The 19,434-nt window shown below is 40.8% G+C and carries 16 protein-coding genes; 13 read left to right on the forward strand and 3 right to left on the reverse strand.

Translation table 11 applies throughout. From position 1 onward, the window contains the following. Positions 1-50 precede the first annotated feature (50 nt). Genes ED557_11880 through ED557_11890 form a run of 3 tightly spaced genes read right to left on the reverse strand, consistent with a single transcriptional unit; the run spans position 51 to position 3,825 of the window. Positions 51-1,367 (reverse strand): hypothetical protein, encoded by a 1,317-nt coding sequence (locus ED557_11880; GenBank protein RNC83383.1) that lies wholly within the window; start codon positions 1,365-1,367, stop codon positions 51-53. Then, positions 1,364-2,122 (reverse strand): DUF4292 domain-containing protein, encoded by a 759-nt coding sequence (locus ED557_11885; GenBank protein RNC83384.1) that lies wholly within the window; start codon positions 2,120-2,122, stop codon positions 1,364-1,366. The genes ED557_11880 and ED557_11885 overlap by 4 nt, the downstream gene beginning before the upstream one ends. Further along, positions 2,119-3,825 carry a tetratricopeptide repeat protein gene (locus tag ED557_11890; GenBank protein ID RNC83385.1) on the reverse strand — a complete coding sequence of 569 codons (1,707 nt, stop codon included), beginning with the start codon at positions 3,823-3,825 and terminating at the stop codon, positions 2,119-2,121. The genes ED557_11885 and ED557_11890 overlap by 4 nt, the downstream gene beginning before the upstream one ends. Positions 3,826-4,591: 766 nt before the next feature. Between ED557_11890 and ED557_11895 the strand changes: the two genes are divergently transcribed. From ED557_11895 to ED557_11955, 13 genes are all read left to right on the forward strand, one after another. Beyond that, entirely contained in the window at positions 4,592-10,756 is a 6,165-nt protein-coding gene (locus ED557_11895) for a hypothetical protein (protein RNC83386.1), read from the forward strand. 14 nt (positions 10,757-10,770) lie between these two features. Continuing rightward, the gene (locus ED557_11900) at positions 10,771-12,474 is read left to right on the forward strand and encodes a hypothetical protein (protein ID RNC83387.1); all 1,704 of its coding nucleotides are present in this window, start codon (positions 10,771-10,773) and stop codon (positions 12,472-12,474) included. After that, positions 12,471-13,820 (forward strand): hypothetical protein, encoded by a 1,350-nt coding sequence (locus tag ED557_11905; GenBank protein RNC83388.1) that lies wholly within the window; start codon positions 12,471-12,473, stop codon positions 13,818-13,820. The genes ED557_11900 and ED557_11905 overlap by 4 nt, the downstream gene beginning before the upstream one ends. Positions 13,821-13,826: 6 nt before the next feature. After that, positions 13,827-14,168, forward strand: a complete 342-nt coding sequence (locus tag ED557_11910; protein ID RNC83389.1) for a hypothetical protein — start codon at positions 13,827-13,829, stop codon at positions 14,166-14,168. Positions 14,169-14,277: 109 nt separating this feature from the next. After that, positions 14,278-14,490, forward strand: a complete 213-nt coding sequence (locus tag ED557_11915) for a hypothetical protein (GenBank protein RNC83390.1) — start codon at positions 14,278-14,280, stop codon at positions 14,488-14,490. A gap of 310 nt (positions 14,491-14,800) precedes the next feature. Then, the gene (locus ED557_11920; protein ID RNC83391.1) at positions 14,801-15,340 is read left to right on the forward strand and encodes a hypothetical protein; all 540 of its coding nucleotides are present in this window, start codon (positions 14,801-14,803) and stop codon (positions 15,338-15,340) included. Continuing rightward, positions 15,341-16,027 (forward strand): hypothetical protein, encoded by a 687-nt coding sequence (locus ED557_11925; protein RNC83392.1) that lies wholly within the window; start codon positions 15,341-15,343, stop codon positions 16,025-16,027. It abuts the gene before it with no gap. Then, positions 16,017-16,559, forward strand: coding sequence for a hypothetical protein (locus ED557_11930; protein RNC83393.1), 543 nt, complete (start codon positions 16,017-16,019; stop codon positions 16,557-16,559). Before ED557_11925 ends, ED557_11930 begins: the two co-directional genes overlap by 11 nt. 229 nt (positions 16,560-16,788) lie before the next feature. After that, positions 16,789-17,307, forward strand: a complete 519-nt coding sequence (locus tag ED557_11935) for a hypothetical protein (GenBank protein RNC83394.1) — start codon at positions 16,789-16,791, stop codon at positions 17,305-17,307. Between the two features lies 1 nt (position 17,308). After that, a complete protein-coding gene (locus tag ED557_11940; protein ID RNC83395.1) occupies positions 17,309-17,848 on the forward strand; it encodes a hypothetical protein in 540 nt (179 codons plus the stop codon). Between the two features lie 161 nt (positions 17,849-18,009). Next, positions 18,010-18,231 carry a hypothetical protein gene (locus ED557_11945; GenBank protein RNC83396.1) on the forward strand — a complete coding sequence of 74 codons (222 nt, stop codon included), beginning with the start codon at positions 18,010-18,012 and terminating at the stop codon, positions 18,229-18,231. Continuing rightward, positions 18,218-18,787 (forward strand): hypothetical protein, encoded by a 570-nt coding sequence (locus ED557_11950; protein ID RNC83397.1) that lies wholly within the window; start codon positions 18,218-18,220, stop codon positions 18,785-18,787. Before ED557_11945 ends, ED557_11950 begins: the two co-directional genes overlap by 14 nt. Before the next feature lie 3 nt (positions 18,788-18,790). Next, entirely contained in the window at positions 18,791-19,177 is a 387-nt protein-coding gene (locus ED557_11955; GenBank protein ID RNC83398.1) for a hypothetical protein, read from the forward strand. Positions 19,178-19,434 lie beyond the last annotated feature (257 nt).

A 19,434-nucleotide genomic window follows, 5' to 3' on the forward strand; every position in this document is an offset into this window, starting at 1 on the left:
GTGAAGTTCCTGCTTTAGAGGAGAAATTCCAATGACAAAAGGGATCACCTCTAGTTGAGCCAGTCTTCAGGATTTAAGTCCGTATTATTTTTGCGTACCATAAAGAAAAGCGTTTCTCCCATCTCAGAAGCATCAGTACCTGATCGGCCAATCACTGTACCTATACGCAGGTTTGTATTGTTTTGAACGGTTACCTCGCTAAGGTTCCCATATACTGTGTAATAAGAGCCATGTTTGACAAATATTACAGTTCCGTATCCCGGAAGAGGTTGGATAGCAAATACATAACCATCGGCTACGGCTTGTACTTCCGACCTTGCGTCAGCGACAATGTTTATTCCAGGATGTTCGGTACGGGTTCCATATAGGGGATTTCTGGTTATCCCAAATTTTCTGGATACGGTATTGCTGTTAACCGGCCAGTTTAGTTGGCCTTTTGAGGCTGCAAAATTCTGTTCGTAAGCGAGTAAGGTTTCGTCAGAAACAAAAGAAGAAGTGACGGGCGTTGAATATTTAGCTACTTCATCAGCTCTTCGCGCTGCATCGGTAATTCTTCGGGCTTCAGCCAGTCGGGCTAATCGGTCGTTTTCAGCTTGTCTGATCCGGTCTTCTTCTTCAATGAGTGAGGATAAACTATTACCAAAATCCTCTCTTTCTTTTCTTGTTTTTCTTAGTTCTGCAAGCAAATCATCACTTTCTGATTTGATTTTCTCCACGTTCTGACGTTGTGTTACTTGCTGATCACTAAGCTTTGATTTTTCTGAAATAATCTCATCCAGAATCAGTTCATTTTTAAAATGACTTTGTTGTAGCTGCTCCTTAATACCCTCAAGGTCTGCCCGGCGGATAGTTATTTGCTCAGCTTGTTTTACCTTCTGTTCTTCCAGCTTTTGAAGGTAAAATGATCTTAGTAACACCTGGTTAATAGAAGCAGAACTCAGTATTAATTCAAGGTTGCTGGTTCGTCCGTTTTTGTATGTATATAGAAGAATGTCTTTATAATTCTGGATGAGCTGATCCAGTTCACGCTGCCTTAAATCAATTTCGTCCTCGGTAATATTAATTTCTTCCTGAATTTGTCCTTGTTCTGTTTCCAGGCTCTCAAGCTTATTATCCTGCAGAGAAATCAACCGATTAATATTCTGGAACTCTTTGTAGAGTTCTTCATACTTACTCTGCGATTGACCAATGCGTTGTTCATAGCTCTTTATTCGGGCGTCCAGTACATTAATTTTGGCTCGGGTATTTACCTGCTCATCAAGGATCTTTTGTCGTTTCTCTTCATAGGTTTGAGCCTGGACAAAGGTAGAATATCCAAGTGATAATCCTATTATAACAAAGAGGGATGTTGGAAATAATTTCTTCATAGCCGTTCGATGATAATTCCGTCAGGGATATCAATATCCAGATTAACCGACCGTGGGTTGATATCCAATGATCGTACCTGAAAAACTACTTTCGAAGTACCATCAGCGCTTAATATGGTAATTTTTCTAGGCAAAGTGTAGCTATCAATCTTTCCATAGCTCTCATATTCAATAGAAGAGTATGGGGATCGACTTTTGGCATCCTGAGTAACTTTGGTTATCACTCGTTCATTTATATCAATTTGGGCAGTACCCCCATTACTGAGTACAAGCAGGTAATGGGTTTCAGAAGCAAACACTTCTTTAACCTGATTAGGAGTAAGCTTGAAATTCAATACGTTCAGCAGGTTTACTGAAGCCAGTTCATTCAGACTGGTAAGTTTTCCGTCATTCACAGAAAGTTTTTGAGCGATTTTATCAATCTTGTTATAAAAGGTGATTGAGTCTCTATCGACCAGCATTCTTGCCCCTTCTATACCAATCCGGTTCTTGATAGTAAAAAGGCTTAGTGAGGTATCTGCTTCAAAATCAATAGTAAGGCGATCGCTGTTTCCTGGTTCGCTAACAATGGTTCTGCCCTTTCCTTTAGCAGAGAAAATGTCATCCTGATAATTAGGTAGCAGGGAAACAATAGAATCGGCAGGTACTGTTGAGGAGCTATAATTTGCATCAATCACAGGGCGTGACGACCTGCAAGAAATTAGAAACAGGGTTAGTATGAAAACAAAAATAAGCTTGGGATTGCGGAAGATCATGAGTTAATTTTTTCCTGCAGATGAACTCTTGTATCATCGTTTTCGAGGGCTTGTTTCCACCATTTTTTGGCTTCCTGTAGATTATCCAGTTTTTCATATACATCCCCGAGGTGCTCCATTACTTCGGCATCGTTAGCTCCTGTATCGATGGAGGCTTTTATAAATCGACGAGCGCGGTCATAATCTCCTAGTTTGAAATAGACCCATCCAACGGTATCAAGATAAGCAGGGTTCTCAGCATCCATTTCAATAGCTTTCAAAGCAAGCTCCTTTGCACGCTCAAGATTAACTTCCCGTACCGATAGGCTGTAGGCATAATTATTCATGGCATTATGATTGTTGGAATCATAACGGATGGCAAGTTCATAGACCCGGTCAGACTCTTCATAATTTTCCAGGGATGATTGGGCATCTCCCAGTGCCGAAAAAATAACTGACTTGAATGGTCTACGGGCAGGAGCCCTTGAAGCACGCTCTAACCAGGTAACTGCTTCGGGGTAATTTCCATCTAACAAATAGGCACTTCCGAGGAAGAACTGAATAAAAGCATCTTCGGGTGCATTTTTATCGGCTTCAATGCCTACTAAAATAGCTTCGTCATATCTGCCTTCACCCAGTAATAATTGAAGGCGCTGCCTCCAGGCAATATCATCCTCTGGTAATAGTTCGTTTGCGCGGGCAAGATTTTCGAGTGCTTTATCACTATCCCCGGTTATAGAGTAAAACTGACCGGCAAGGGTAAAAGCGGGACCGTATTCAGGAGCGCTTTCAGTATATAAATCCAGAATCCTGGCTGTTTCAATGCTAAGCTGGATATTGGAAGGATTGTTCTGCTGCCTGGCATACATAAACTGGGCGATCATCAATTTCTGTTCAGCCTCTATAATGGGGTCGGAAATAAAATTACCAAGCATAGTGCCCGCACTGTCCCATCGTTGCTCATCAATGTAAATACCTGCCAGGTTAATCAATGTCTGCGGATCACGGCTATTACGGTACAGGGCATCATTAAGGTACTTCTTTGCTTCACTACCTCTTCCTGACCTGATTAGATATTCGCCTAATAAATTCAGTGTATTCAGGTTCTCCGGTTCCGCTTCATTTAATAATTCAAGTTGTTCCAGTGCTAATTCTGTATTGCCTAGGGCTTCATAGTTTTGAAATTTACGAAGCAGGACCACAGGATTAGGGCCTGTAAGATTTGATACTTTATCCAGGGTTCTATTGGACTGAATAAATTGTCCGTATTCCTTTTGGGTATCAGCCAACATAAACAGGGCGGTGTAATCATTTGGGTGATATTCTAACAGCGTATTTAATTCATCAAGTGTAGCCTGGTTTTGCCCGGCGCTTCTATAGATCTCAGCAAGCTTAAGCCGATACCATTTGTTTGCTGGTTCCATACCAACAGCCTCTTTACCATATAAAGCAGCATTGGCCAGGTCATCCTGTTGGAAATACACATCGGCTAAAGCGAACGAAACACCTGATTGTCTCCGGAGGTGTTCATAAGCCTGAAGCAAAAGGGTGGTTGCCATATCATACTCCTCGTTTTCAAATGCCTCCAGGCCCTGGATATATGCAGTTTTTGCTTCCCGTTCTTCAACAGATTGAACCTGGGCAATCCCTTGTACTGGGAGTGCAGCAAAAATGGTAAGAATCGATATATAAATCCCTTTTTTCATCACAATACCTAACGCCAATGATACCCATAAAGTGCCGCAGATGCCTAGTTAAAACTTTTGAAAAAAGTTTTGTTCCTTTTTTTATTTCCAGTCATCCCGGGCGAAGACCCGGGATCTGTAAGGGAACATACGTTGTTTTGGAACTACCCAGATCAACGAGCCGCGCTTTACAGATCCCGCAACTTGTGCTGAACTTTCTCTCGTTCCGAAGGTCTACCTTCGGAATGCGGTAGTTGAAGTTCCAGCTTCTGGAATGTATTCCCAAGCTGGAGCTTGGGAACGAGTTAAAATCGATATGTAAATCCCTTTTTTGTTTCTTCTTACCAACGTCATCCTGATCCCAAACGCTTTCGGGAGAAGGATCTTATGGGGTTACTAACGCTTTGTTTAATGCTGACTGTCTCTGCACCAGGTTGGTACATCTCCTCGTCATCCCGCATTCTCTCTTTCCTCATCCCGGGCCTAGACCCGGGATGACCTGGAAATGTGCATCCCAAGAAGAAAGAAGACTTGCAAACCACTTAGTCACATAGCACTAAAATCAGTTAACAATTTGGTAACATGCATTTGGTTGTAATTACTCACGGTATTAAACATCTTAATGAAACGACAAGAGTTAGGGAACATAGTGTACAAGGAGTCACTATCTATATTCGCAGTTCTAACTAAAGGATATATGCAAAAGTAAAAATTAGCTGGGCTTTTGTGTATGTATTCACGGATAGATTAGGCTATCCGCTAAGTCGGTTAAGAAGAACCATTAACGTCAAGTTGACTATCGCTTATGAGAACTCTATTCAATTCTACACGCCTAGGTATATGTATCATTTTACTTTCTTTAACTACTCAAGTTTTACATGCCCAGTGGCTTGGCTCAAGCGAGCTTACTCACCAGGATAATGTATTTACCGCTTTCCCTTCTCCAACAGCCGCTTCTTTTGCAAAGATGGAAGAAATCCCTGTTGACCTCTATAATGGTACAAGCACGGTAACCATTCCATTATATACTCTAAACAATGGCAAAATGGGGCTTCCATTTAATCTTTCCTATACAAGTACAGGACTTCGTGTACAGGAACGCGCCAGTAGAGTGGGTTTGGGCTGGAATATTTCTATCGGAGGGGTAATAACAAGAGAAATGAGAGGTATGCCGGATGATAGCGATACTGGTAACGGATTTATTAATACAGGCTCATTACTAAAAGGCAATATTCCAGATACCTCTCCGGGGAATAGCTTAAACCAAGCCGAAAAAGATTTATTAAATGATATAGTTGATGAGTTGTATGATAGTCAACCGGATCGATTCATTCTTTCTACCCCAACCGTTGGAGGAGAATTTTTCTTCGTGGACGGAGAACCTGTATTCAGGTCGAAGCAGAAAGTCACTATTCAGGAGTACTACAAAACTAACTCAGATGTAATTGACTATTGGGTGATTACTGATGCAAGTGGTATTAAATATACTTTTGAACAGGAAGAGACCACTTCAGTAACTACTACTACCGTATCAAATGAAACCATACCTGATGGGGAAAATGACCCGCCTGTAACAGAAGTAGACTATACATCCGCCTGGTATCTCACTAAAATTGAACATCCTCAAACAAGCAACGATATCATCCTTGAATATTCAGGAGTAGGTTCAAGCGATCAGGATATATACAACCAGTCGATAATAATATACGGAACAGCAATAGGGGGTGCTACTTACTGTAATACCGTCTCTAATCAATATATTGATAGCAGGGTATATACCGAGGTAGATGTACCATTACCTAGTAAGGTAAAGCTCCAGAATGATACCGATACTTATGTGGAATTCGTTTGGTCATCCCGGGATGATTTAACTTCAGAAAAAAGATTAAGTGAACTCAAGGTTTACCATCACTCCAACCTGGTAAAGAAATTTTCACTCACACATGGCTATTACACCAATGGCACCCATAAGCGTTTAAGATTGGATGAGGTTACGGAAGAGGATGGGAGCAGTAATACTTTTCCTCCTTACAGTTTTACTTATAACACCGGAAGTATTCCGGAATATGGCTCTAAAGAGGTGGATTACTGGGGATATTATAATGGCCAGACCGGTAATTACAACTACATCCCAACAGTGGTCTATAACAACTCTACAATTTTTACAGGAGCAAATCAGACGCCGAACAGTGCTTATGCAAAACATGGAATACTTACCAAAATCGATTATCCCACCGGGGGCTCTGCGAGTTTTCAATATGAAGGAAACACATATAGTTATGTAAATGATGTAGACCAGGGATCAAATAGCGTTGCAGGAGGGGTACGAGTAAGCCAGATCTCTTATGCCGATGGTTCCGGGTCAACCATTAGGACAAAAAAATATGTTTATGAGAGACCTGATATCTCAGGAAGATCGAGTGGTAATTTGTATGCAGAACCAATCTTCATGGAATCAGGATCAGGAATGTTCTATGATGGAAGCAATAATAATACCTGCCCTTATATAAAATCCTCTATGACTGCCGCCTACCAGATTGCCGATTATAACTGGGATCAATTTGGGTATAAAACAGTCTCTGAGTGGCAATCATCGGATGACCGGTTTGGCGAAACGATTTATAACTTTGAAAAGAACCCCAATCTTGACCAGGGAAAACTCTATGAAACAGAAATATTAGATAATAACGGAGACACCTTATCCGTCAAAGAAAATGACTATGTATATACTACAGAAAGTACCTGGGCTCAATATGCTACTCCTCTAAGGTCTATCAATGTTTATCCTAATGGTTGTCCTCATTCATCCGGTTGCATTGAGGCCGATCATGATACGACCTGGGTCTCTAACTCCGGTGGAAGATGGGTCCACTATGATTATTTAGATATCACTACAGAAAAAATCTACAATGGATCATCGACTGGTTATGTCGAAATTACCAAGGAATATGATTACGACTCCAATCTACAGCTATCCAGTTTAAAGGAGACGGTAGAAGGCTATCCTACTCGAACCACCACCTACACCTATTCAAATGTTAGTTACCCATATGTGACTACCCTGAAAGAAGGCACCACAACCCTTAGTGAAATAAAAAATACCTGGACTTCCTTCTCCGGGAATTATTTACTCAACACGTCTGAGGTGTTGCGAGATGGTAGTTATGTAACGGTCGTTGATCCGGTAAGCTATGATGCTAATGGAAATATGCTGGAAGTAAAAGATGCTATTGGTACGAGTACAGCTTATGTATGGAATGAAGAAGAAATGGTACCATTGGGCATTTTTCAAAATGCAACCCCAGGGAATGTATATGCACATAGTTTCGCTTCGGATGGATTGACTAATTGGGTGGTAGTCGATATCAACAGTGATGGAGATTTTGAGGCTACCGCAGAAGATGGAAAGCTGAAAATGACGCACTATGGTGCCATTGCTTCTAATAGTGAATTTGATCGGATAACCTATGATCATGGCTCTGAAATAACCGGCTCCGTAGTTTGGGAGTTTGATGTAAAAATAGCCGATAGTGATAACTACGACTTAAAAATGACAGCTGGAGGGAGCTCTTGGACAGGTACCAATGGTGCTACTACTGAACGGTCGGTTTGGACGGCAATCAATAATGAGACCTGGAGATACCGCAATAGCGAAGGTTGGACGGATATTGAAGATTTAGAAATAGGAGAGACTTATGCCTTCAAAATCGTGATTCATACGTCAACCAGTAAAGTAGATTATTACATAAATGGTGAATTGAAAGCTTCAAATGTCGATACCTGGTTTTCGACCAGTGGGATACAAAAAATCACCTTTGGTAGTTATGGGCATAACAACCTTACCTCCGAATGGTTTATTGATAATGTGCGCCTCTATCCGGAGGATGCCAAAGCTACTACACAAGAGGTAGATCCTACTTTTATAACCCCGTTAGCCATGAAGGACGCCGCAGGAAGTACCAGTCGTTTTAACTATGACGACTTTGGACGGTTATACCAAACTTTCAACCCCAATGGAAAACTCATTACCTCCAATGAGTATGTATTCTCTGCAGACCGAAATAGCGGTAGCTATGTCGCAACTGATCCAAACCAGGTAGCTTCTATCACCTATATAGATCATTTATTTGATTCTGATTTCTCTAATTCATCAGGATGGAGCAGCGTAAATACAACCCATAATGTGTTTAATGTTCAAATGGCTGGCGAAACTACTGTTCGAATGGGTTCAGGAGGATCTTATGAAGGGATGAATGTTACTTCGCTTGGGGAAGATTTTATTACCCGGATCGATTTTTATCCTGATAATACTACTGCAGGTACTCCTCATATCATGCTAGACGCAAGTGGGAATAGGTTTGGAGTACATTACCTACACTCTTCTGACAGCTTCAGAATACAATATCGTAAAAGCTATGGCTCTTGGACATATCCATTTACTTTTCCGTTAGATGCCCCAATAGATACCTGGTACACCATTGAACTTCAGAAGGTTGGTTCGGATTTAACAGCATGGGTGTACCCAAAAGGGCAGGGACGAGATCCGGATAATAGTTATACCTTGGGCGGTTTTACTTCATCTTGGACTCCTAACTTTACCCTAACCGGGAACGATGATTACTACTATGCGGCCAATTTGCACATTGCCGAAAGATGGCAAAGTGCAGTAACTTACGCCGATGGAATGGGAAGGGAAATTCAAACCCAGGTAAGAGGGAATAGCCGGGTAATAGCTACTGAAACTTTGTACAACTCCAGGGGCTTGCCCTATGTTACTTCCCGCCCTATCGATACAACCGCAACAGCATTTCCCGGTTTCTATGCTCAAGGCTTATTATCCGATGGAATTACGTTTACTCCGGGATTGGATATTGATGAAGACAGCCCGGTAGCTGATTATTACGAGGATTATTACACAAGCAGTAATGATGAGCTATACGCCTACTCCTACACTACCTACGAATCAAGCCCATTGTCAAGGGTAGTTACAAGTACCTTGCCTGGAGAGGATTACCAGACCACCTCCAGCCAGGCGGTTAAAACCAGGTATGGGCTAAACAGTCAGTCATTTACAGTAAATAATAAAACGTGGGGATCGGATAGCTTAATAAAAACGGTGACTGAAGATCCTTCTGAAAATGAAGTAATCACCTATACCGATGGCTGGGGACAAACTATTGTAAGCGGGATTAATATGAATCCCGCTTCCGACGATGAACTGGTACCCGGATCCGGTGATATCATAACCATGTATGAATACAATTTGAGAGGTGATCTGATCTGGCAGGAGGATCCAAATGGTAATGAATCAACGTACACCTATGATGAAACAGGGCAGTTACTCGAAAAAAGCCTCCCGGACTTAGATGGAAACGTTAACTATGCCTATGACGACAAAGGAAGGCTTCGCTTTACAGAGTCTCCGTCCCATAAGCAGTCAGGATCTTCCAGTACTCCCGCTAATGGCAGTTCAGGAACCGTAAACTTTTCTATTTCAAAAATTGGTATCCTCGATTTCTCTGTAAATGCAACTATCCAAAATGAGGGGCCCGTATATTCCTATGAACTCTCTGCCGAGAGTACCCCGTTGTTTACTGCAACTCTGGATGCATGGGAGACCACTGCTTCCGGAAGAATGCTCGTGCAAGAAGGGAGTTTCCAGGTCAAGGAAGAGCTTATTGAAAGCGGAAGCCAGCAATCATCTGCAAGTCATAATGCTACCTTTACTCCACTCAAGTATTCATACACCAAATACGATGAACTCGACCGCCCTACCGAAATAGGAGAATACTATGGAAGTACCGCATTTAGCAGTGCCAATCCAAACTCTCAAACCTTTCCTACAAGCGATAATCTAACACTGGTTGAATACAAATACGACGAGGGAATTACCTATACCAATGCCAACAACACCGAAGGCCGGGTTACAGAAATTTGGTATTACGATCCAAACGACCTGGATGCCACCCCAGGCAAAACCTTTTACAGTTACAATGAACTTGGCCTGGTTGAATGGGTAGCTCAAAGAGTTATTGGCCTAAGTGGCACCCACTTTATCCGGTATACCTATGACGAACTTGGGCAGTTAAAACGGGTTCATTACGATTCTCCAAACTCAGGAGAGGATTTCTATTTCTGGTTCGACTATGACGAACTGGGAAGGCTGCAATATCTCCGGTCCAATGAAAACAGCAGCGAAAGTACAGCGGTACAAGAAGCAGCATATACCTACTGGGCAGATGGCCAGGTAAAGCAATTAAAACTGGGGCCCGAAGGTACCCCGGCACAAACGGTAGATTATGCCTACACCATTCAAGGCTGGCTGGAAACGATCAATAATGGAACAGTAAGTACCGCTTCGGGCAATAATAACGATCGCTTTTCCATGGTGCTTGATCATCACGAAGATGGTAATGTAAAAACACAAACCTGGAGGCAATCGGCCATCTCGACTACAGCCTCTACCTATAATTACAAATACGATGAAGCAAGCCGGTTGGAGGAGGCCTGCTATGGAGACGCAGACTGTGATAACTCTAGTTATGATGTTGACTATGTATATGACAAAAACGGAAATATTGACGACATATACAGGTATTCCAACACCGGTACCTTAGATCATATAAACCCGGTACTGGCAAGCAGCAGTAACCGGTTACAAACCATTGTCAGAAATGGCCCGGGGTATACCGTCTCTTATGATAAAAGAGGGAACATCACAGAAAATGAACTACAGGGCATTGAAAACATCAGTTATGACTGGCGGAACCTGGCAACCTGGGCCGTAGCCAATGGATCAGCCCTCTTGTACAACTACGACGGAGAAGGCATGCGGGTGGTAAAAGAAGTAGTAGATGGCACCAAAGTCTATTACATACGCGATGCAGCAGGGCAAACCATAGCTGCTCATGATGGCAGCCAACTCATCTACTGGGTATTGCCCGGTGGAATCGGAATCATTAATAATTAAGAGGGGGCAGAATCATGAAAACACTAAGACAAACTTACCTACTTACCCTACTCCTTTTTGTACTGCTGGCTAACAATGCTTCTGCGCAAGGCCAGGTACCAATCACGCTTACCGTGCCTGAGGGTGTTGCGACTTCTGACGATCGTATTGAATTACGAACAAGTAATGACGGAGCTTCATTTACGACCATAGCCGCTACCCTTGAGCGCCAGCAAGACGGAAGCTGGACCGGAAGTTTTACCCCCGGCAACCGCCCGTTTGAGTACAAATACTATATCATTTCCTCAACAGGTGTGGAAGAACCCGAAGGCTGGGCCAATCGCAAATATTACCCAAAGCAAAAAAGAGAACGCTTTAACGATGTACTTCACTTCATGGGAGGGCCGCTCCTAACCAAAAACACCATCATCACCATCCGGTTGAATGTAAACCAACTCTCCTTAAACGGAGAGGCACCCGATGCCGTTGGGGTCATGGGCTCCTATGGAGACCTAAGCTGGAATGTTCCCGATGGGGTAACCCACCTGCAAGATCAGGGTAACGGGATATGGGAGGCTGCCGTTAATTTCCCGGCAGGAACCACCGCTGATTTTCCCATCAAATTTGTGTGGGAATACGAAGGGGTGTGGCGTTGGGAATACCTGCCCGGTTTTGTGGATCATTTATTGGTACTGGATCCGGAAGCGAGCACCTATACTGCTGAGTTCAGCTACAACCCGTCTACCGGAAGGGTAGAAGTAGTACAGGGAACCGGGCTGCAGGTAAACAACTATACCGCTGCCGCCGAGACCTATGGCGGAACCCGTAACTACGAATATTACCGGGCTATGGAACTCATTGACCAGGGTGATTACTTCGGCGCACAAGCTATGTATGCCCGGTATCGAAGTCACTATCGGGAAACCTTCAACGATGATTTTCATGGATACCTTTCCCGTGTGCTAAATAGTAACGGCCAAACGGAGCTGGCATTAAGCATAGTTGAAGACTGGTACAACAAAGCCCCCGATCCTTACCGAAAAGCCCACTACCGCTACCTGAAAGGAAGTGTGTTAATGAATAGCGGAAGGCGGGCAGAATCCCGGCAGGCCATGCAGGAAGTGCTCACCCTGGCTCCGGAATACGACCAGGAAGCCATTCGCGGACATGCTTTACAATCCATAGGCTACAGCTACCTGAAAGAAGAAGACCCCAGCGAAGTACTGAAAGCTAGGGAAGCCCTGAATCAATTGATTGAAGAGCACCCTAATGAACAAATGCGTCGGGTAGGTTGGGAATACCTGGTACAAGCCGGGGAAAAAGGGCGAAGTAAAAACGTGTTACGCCGGGCCATGAATGGATTAAAAGACACGGGTACCTCCAGCCAGAAACAACGAACCCGTATCCGATGGGTGGAAATGCGCCTGGAAGATGAAGAACTCATGGACAGCACCTTTACCGACGATTTAGAATGGCTGGAATGGACGGTAAATGATCCCGAACGAAGAGACAGGGTGCGGTTACTAAAAGCCGACTGGCAAATTAAACAGGGTCTGCGGCAACAGGCCATGGAAACCTTGTTAGAAGTAGAAGGAGGTGGAAAAACCGGGGCCAATGCCGACCGGGCAAGAATAAAACTGAGAGAGTTGGATGCCGAATGGGAGCAGAAACGAAGGCGAGGAGACAGAAACCGGAATAGTCGGTCAACGTCTGCAGACTCAACAGGAGGCAATCAATGAAACGATTACTAAGCACCTCCTTATTCACACTGTTTGCAGTTTCTCTGGTATTTGCTACCGAAGAATGCAACTTTGCCCCTACAGCAACTATTACCAATACCCCTACCGGGCTCAGCTTTAGAGACGGCACGCAGATTGTGTTTTCCGGGACAACCAGTACCCCGAATAATTGTAGCGGAAGCATTACCGAATACCGTTGGTACATAGAAGGGGTATATACTTATGGCTCTACCGAAACCCATACCTTTCACTTACCCGCTAATGTACACGAACAAAGCTATACGGTACAGTTGCGGGTAAAGAACAACATAAACCTGTACAATACCACAAGCATTACGGTAACCATCACACGCCCGCAGCGGGTGTATTACCTGAAAGACCACATAGGCAATGTGCGCACGAGCGTAGATGTGGATGGAAATGTACTAGGCTACGATGATTATTACCCCTTTGGATTGCAAATGGATGGGCGATCTAATAACTCCTCCAACCCCAACGATGATTATAAATTTACCGGGCATGAGCAGGACGATGAAGCCAGCCTGACCATGGTACACATGAATGCCCGGGGCTATGACCCACTTATAGGCCGATTCAACCAAATGGATCCACTCATGGAGTTCTCCTCGCCATACACCTATGTGGGGAATAACCCACTCAATTATACCGATCCGACCGGAATGAGTTCGTGTGGTGCATATGTTGCTTATTGTGGGCAAGATGGAGAAATATATATGAATGCTGAGGAATTAGAAAAAGCGGATGAGAAACATGCAGAGGAAACAGGGTATGTTTCCAAGTATTTCACAAATCAATACTTACAGTCTACGGGCAAATCTAGCTCAACAAGTCAATCACAGTTAGGTATGTATAGAGGTAATTGTGAAGAAAATCCCGAAGAATGCGAAGAGGAAAATGAAGGTAAAACAAAGATAGATCTTAATGAAGTACATACAGGAACTCCCCCGCTGCCTGGTGGTTTTATAAGAAATCCAAAGAGTATACTGAAAGGCTGGAGCTGGCTAAAAAGACTATTTGGCTCGTCTAAAGGAGTAGCACTAAAAAGTGTAGATGACGTATTTGCAAACCCTCAACTACTTAAAGGTCAATCCCTAGAGGCTGTTAAAAAGAAATTGGGGAACTCCAGCGGTTGGGTTAATGATGTAATGAGGAAGAGTACTACAAACCCAGAAGGTGGATGGGTCTTAAGAGAGATGAATAAAGCAGGAACTGATTTTACAGGAAGATTGATTCAATACCATCCAGGAACATCTAGACACTTCAACGGAGCACCATACTGGAAGGTTTCTTCAGGTTCCGGTACTTTCAGAATACCCGTTAATTAAATCATTATGGATTCAAAACTTCAATATAAACTATTAGTCGAAAGCCTAAACCTCTTGGCGAGTTCTTATGAGAACCAAAAAAACTCTTTACCTGACTTTACCGAGGTAAAGGATGAAATAATTGCATCCTTCGGTGATGCCTTCTTACTCTTACCGCAATTAATTGAACAAGATTTTTTATCGAAGAAGGCTATTGCATCCATAATTAGATGTTTTAACTGGATGGAGTTAGCAGCTAGGAACGATAGCGTATCTGATTTAGAATCTTTTATTAATCATGAAACTTGGTCAAAAGTAAGAGAATTAGCAGGAGAAGCACTAAAGGATATGAATGAAGAAAGATTCTAATTAATAAGCATGATCTTATTAAAAAGAAGCAATTTGCCCAGATGGTTCTGAGCCACTCTGTCCAGATGAAAGTAGTAAATCTAATGGTGTAGGTTTAACTGCTAATGCTTTGACGGTTGCCGGAGTATTTCTTTTATATTTAGATGATGAGCTTAGTACCATTAAGTATAAGCAAGGTTATCGAAGAGGATTAGATGGAAACTATAAGCTTACAGGAAGAAACTTTAGTTTATTTAAAGATATGAAAATGACTGCAAATACCCGCCCTTATACTGGACTCGGTCGAGGTTTTCCGCGGCCGGAACTTTTGCTGGAGGAATAGGTGTAGGATATGATTCTGTACAACTATATAGGGGCAATATTTCAACTGGAAGGTGTGCTTATAATACTTCTTTTACTGGTTTGAGTTTTAGCCTTTGGTGACATAATTAGTACCGGAGATGCACAGCATGCCATGATAGACAGGAGTTGGATAATCTATGGAAAAATAGAAACGATAAATCTTGCACACTATTTGACTGCTTTATCAATTACTAAAAGGTAATTCAGTAAATTCTAAATCACAGTAAATTTTAATCAAAATGAAGAAAACGGTAAAAATAATATTATCAATACTTTTTTCAGTTTCCATATTGCTAATTATCTGGTACAACATTGATTTAGATACTGCTGAAATTGAATATTATGAGCAATTAGAAAAAGTGGAAGCGGGGATGAGTGTGGAAGATCTTGATGAGTTGATCGGTACACCTCAAAGAATTATTGAAATAGATGCGCCATTAGCCTCATACATCTATGAGTATAGAAAACCTGAAGGGTTTTCTGGTTTTTTTGAACTTGCGGTTGATTCGACCTTACAGGTGGTAGATATAACTAATGCATTAAGAAGAGAAGATTTCTCTAATTCAAAATCTAAAGACGTTTTGGTTAATAATAATCTAGAAACCATAAAAGAAGTTGAATTAGGAATGAATCAACAGGAAGTTGAAAAAATAATGGGAAGACCATATAGGATATTAGAGATAGAATCTCCCACAGTTAGGATAGTTTTTTTATATGAAGTCCCTGAGGGCATTTCTGCTGTGTGTGATATTACCTTTGATTCGACTATGCATGTAGTAGATGTCGCATTCCAGATATTTCCTCAAGACTCAACTAGTAACCTTGAATAATTGAGTCAACCTGATGGCCCAGGACCTAGTCTTGAGAAAGAAGGAGGAACTCCCTATCCATACTACCCATCATTAGCTGTTTTTATATTCTCTATGAATGCTGAGGAATTAGAGAAAGCGGATGAGAAGCATGCAGAGGAAACAGGGTATACTTCCAAGTATTTCACAAACCAGCGTCAGCAGGGGATTAAAAATGATACTCCACAGAACAAGGAGGAAACTGCTGGAAACAGGGTGTTAGAAGATAACGCCCTCCTCGATGTAACTGAAAAATTTGACGCCCAATTAGAAGAAACAAGACAGTTTTTCAAGGAATTGGCTAGTTATGTAGATGAACTTGATATTCCTGATTGGAAAAAGTATGCTGTCAAACTGCTTTTATTTAGAAAATATGTCAATAATGGAGCAACATTTGACATAAAGGAAGGAGCATTCAGCCCAATTGAATTAGGTGGAAATTATGCATTGTATCAAGGAGAAAAATTTAGATTTGACGATTTTGGAAATTATAATTATGGCGTTGCGGCACTTGCTTTTGGGATTACTCTTCACGACGCGATGATGGGAGCAGGTATCAATCAATTAAAGCCAGGCCGAGGAACACCAGATTGGAAAAATCCTAGGGGATTTTTTGACAATAGAAGAGACACTCATATGATCATTAGAGGTTATAATCATGTATTTTAAAAAAACTTTGATAACGCTATTTATAGTTATCGCAGCCTTCATTGTATATATACAGCTAAAAGATCGAATAAATAGGCACAATAAATTCAGGTTTGATGTTCCATTGTCTGAAATGGTTGATTCATTGAAAGTTACTCAAGAATATATGCTAAGTACTTTCGCCACTGAAGTAACTAATTTCTACTGGAAACCTGAAAAAAAGCTATTTATAAACTCTAATCAGGTAGGTTATATTGAAGGAAATGAGTTCGTGTATACTGTTTATCAGGACTCAATATTAAATGATGATGTAGCTTTAGAAAAGTATGTTAAAGCAATTCTCTTTCTTAGAAACCAGAATATATATAGTGCATATATAGTTAGAGGTACAAATATTGTTTCTTTTGATTATACTCCTGATCAAAGCAATCTAAGAGGGAGAATAAGAAGTATCATTTTGGGAGAGGAAAATGATTTAAGCAATATGAATTTTGAGGGTCATGAAGTTCTCCAAGAGTATCCCCCATTGTATTTGATACGGTATACAAATTAATTTTTCGTGTGGTTCATATGTTACTTATTGAGGACAGGATGGGGAGATTTATGCGAATGCAGAAGATAAAGCGTCTGATGAAGAGGGAAATGTAAAAGTAAAAAAGGGGCCATTCGAGATTTATGCTACTCCCGAAGCCAAAACACAGGCAGATAATCAAGCGTTAATTGATTTTCTTAACGAAATAGTAGAAAAAAACAAAAACGTAGGCAAAAACAATCAAGAAAATTTGATTCAAAATGAAACTCCTGCTAATCAGGAAGGTGGAAATTCGCAATGTCCTGATTGTAACAAAAAAAGCAAAGAAGTTGATAGTACTACAGAAGCAGTCGCCCATTACTATAACGGAAATGGTGAGTCAGTAGACTTAGGTCCCGAAACTGTAGATGCATTAGTCAATAGTGAAAAGTTTGATGAAGTTCACTCAAAAATAGTATCTGGAGAGACAGAACTTTTAGATGGTGATTTTTCAGTTGATTTAACTGATGACATATTTCATGTTGGACGTACCAATGTGAATTATTTTATAAGATGTGTTTCTGGAAACTGTTTCGTTTTTTATGAGTTATTTGTTAATGATGGTTTTTGGGATCCAAATTTTATAGCTGAAAGAAAATTAGGTGAAAAACGTGGGCTTAAGAGATATCAACCAGATGGAATAGGTCCAAGATTGGAAGCGCCAGGTGGAACACCGTATTACTATAAGACCCAATTCATTATTTTTACATTTAACAATCCAGGATATTAAAATGAAAATTCTGCAAATATCAATCATACTTACTGTGATATTATCCGTTCTTTTTTTGTTGATAGATAGGAATCTATTTTTTTATGGTGAAAACAAATTTGATTTTTATTCATTACCTCTGAACTTTATTCCAGAATCAAGGCCTTCTTTTGAAGGAGGATTTGTAATTAGGGATAGCATGGGGATGTCAATTATAGGAACAGGAATAAGATACCGCCAATCTGATTTTAAAGTGGCTAAATTTCAAAAATACGCTATACATAAAGATACAGTTTATGCACAATTAGAAGGTTATGACAGAAATATCTATTTCATCCAATTCAGTGAAAACTTGAATTCAAAAACAGGGTTGGAAGTTGCAATAAAAACTGATGAAGAATGGGTTCAAGGAAAAAAACTGTTTTGGTATGAAGTTTATGGGAATGAAGGAAGAGTACGTAACTTGATAACGATTAGAACTTTAATATCTATAATATTCATATCAAATATTATTCTAATAGCTTTTTCATACATAAAAAAGTTACAAAGAAATAAGATTTAGCTGAGACTTTGAATGGTAACCCAGGACTTGCTACTTACACAGCAAGGGATTAAGAATGATACACCTCAAAATCGAGAAGAAGGGGGTGGGAATCAAAATTCTGGGTCAATGCTGGAGCGGGTCTTACTGGAGCTGGTACGGGAATTAGTACTGGTTTTGGAATGTTAGTTGCTCCACTTGCAATGATTGTTTCCTTGCCTGTAGCAGTAAAATTTACTTCAGGAGTAGGGGCTAATTCACTTCATAATTCTGGGGATGGAGGTTTTTACTTTTATCATTATACAGATCAAGCTGGATTCAATGCAATTATGGCATCAGGTACTATAATAGCTGGCAATAAAGGTCGTGTATATATGACTCCAGCTGCACTTGCTCGAACATGAATGGGATTATTGGAAGGATACCGATTTATTTCCACGTGGTACTAATGGTTATCTTGCAAGTGGATTTTGTCCTGATTGTGGAGGAACCGAAGATGGGATTTTTCCTTTGAATAATAATGAAACTACTAATGGCCATATAAACCCTGGAACTAATTCAATGCCATCAGTAAATAATTATTTGAATGGTGAAGTAATTAATTATAATGGAAGTGATTACGTTATGTATGATGGAAATTGGTTAGAATTACCAACTCGATGGGATCAGAAGCAATACATTGAAAATTATAATAATCCAAAAGGTGGTGTTCCACTTAGCCGCGAGACACGAGTGATAAATAAATATACACTTAAGCTAGTTCAAAATGCAGGCCTTGCAGGTGCTACAATTGGAGGTACTGGAGGTTTTCTAGATAAATTGTTAAATATTAAAAATTTAAAAATTACTCCTGTAGCTGTGTTAACTGGATTCGTTGGAGCAGAAGTCGATAGCTACATTGAACTTCAGAAAAGAATTGAAAGACATGATGCAATCGTAAAATATCATAGAAATAAATAGTGTATGAGATTTCTCAAAAATATTAGCCTTGGAGCCTTGATTATATTTATAAGCACATTAGCTGTCGCTGAATTTAGATTGTTTGAGGTTACAATAGATGATTTCCTATGGGCTTCATATAGATGTTTACATGTTTTATTTTCATTTCTCTTCATCAATTCTGTTAGAGTATTTAGTGAAAAAAAAGCTCTCACACATAAAAAAAGTATTGTAGTTATGCTAATAGCTACAATACTTTTTTGTTCTTTGATGGTGATTATAAATCATTATGTGAGAGATGTTGTGTTTTTCGACTCATACTATATGTCCGTTTTTACAGTGATCATATTTCCAATAGTATTCTTTTTGATGAGTGTATATGATATTAAAAAAGCATCACGCACTATCTAGCGTAAGCTGACTATTCTGAGTTTAACTTAGTTACGGAGCTCACTAACTAGCCTTTAGTTTAAAAGAGATAAAAATACTCTATAGATTCAAAGCGGACAGAGGTGAACTAGCCCTCTAGCTAAGCATTCTGGCCTTTAGTTTAAAAGAGATAAAAATACTCTATAGATTCAAAGCGGACAGAGGTGAACTAGCCCTCTAGCTAAGCATTCTGGCTTATCTTGCGCATGAGTCCTCTGTACGCCTTTTGAATCAGTGAA

It is taken from the genome of Balneola sp. (assembly GCA_003712055.1).
Taxonomy (GTDB): domain Bacteria; phylum Bacteroidota; class Rhodothermia; order Balneolales; family Balneolaceae; genus RHLJ01.

What these genes read in the sequence shown, in the direction of transcription:
- ED557_11885 (RNC83384.1), bottom strand. Translation starts at nt 2,122, where the DNA reads ATGATCTTCCGCAATCCCAAGCTTATTTTTGTTTTCATACTAACCCTG.
- ED557_11910 (RNC83389.1), top strand. Translation starts at nt 13,827, where the DNA reads ATGGATTCAAAACTTCAATATAAACTATTAGTCGAAAGCCTAAACCTC.
- ED557_11900 (RNC83387.1), top strand. Translation starts at nt 10,771, where the DNA reads ATGAAAACACTAAGACAAACTTACCTACTTACCCTACTCCTTTTTGTA.
- ED557_11895 (RNC83386.1), top strand. Translation starts at nt 4,592, where the DNA reads ATGAGAACTCTATTCAATTCTACACGCCTAGGTATATGTATCATTTTA.
- ED557_11880 (RNC83383.1), bottom strand. Translation starts at nt 1,367, where the DNA reads ATGAAGAAATTATTTCCAACATCCCTCTTTGTTATAATAGGATTATCA.
- ED557_11955 (RNC83398.1), top strand. Translation starts at nt 18,791, where the DNA reads ATGAGATTTCTCAAAAATATTAGCCTTGGAGCCTTGATTATATTTATA.
- ED557_11905 (RNC83388.1), top strand. Translation starts at nt 12,471, where the DNA reads ATGAAACGATTACTAAGCACCTCCTTATTCACACTGTTTGCAGTTTCT.
- ED557_11940 (RNC83395.1), top strand. Translation starts at nt 17,309, where the DNA reads ATGAAAATTCTGCAAATATCAATCATACTTACTGTGATATTATCCGTT.
- ED557_11945 (RNC83396.1), top strand. Translation starts at nt 18,010, where the DNA reads ATGTTAGTTGCTCCACTTGCAATGATTGTTTCCTTGCCTGTAGCAGTA.
- ED557_11930 (RNC83393.1), top strand. Translation starts at nt 16,017, where the DNA reads ATGTATTTTAAAAAAACTTTGATAACGCTATTTATAGTTATCGCAGCC.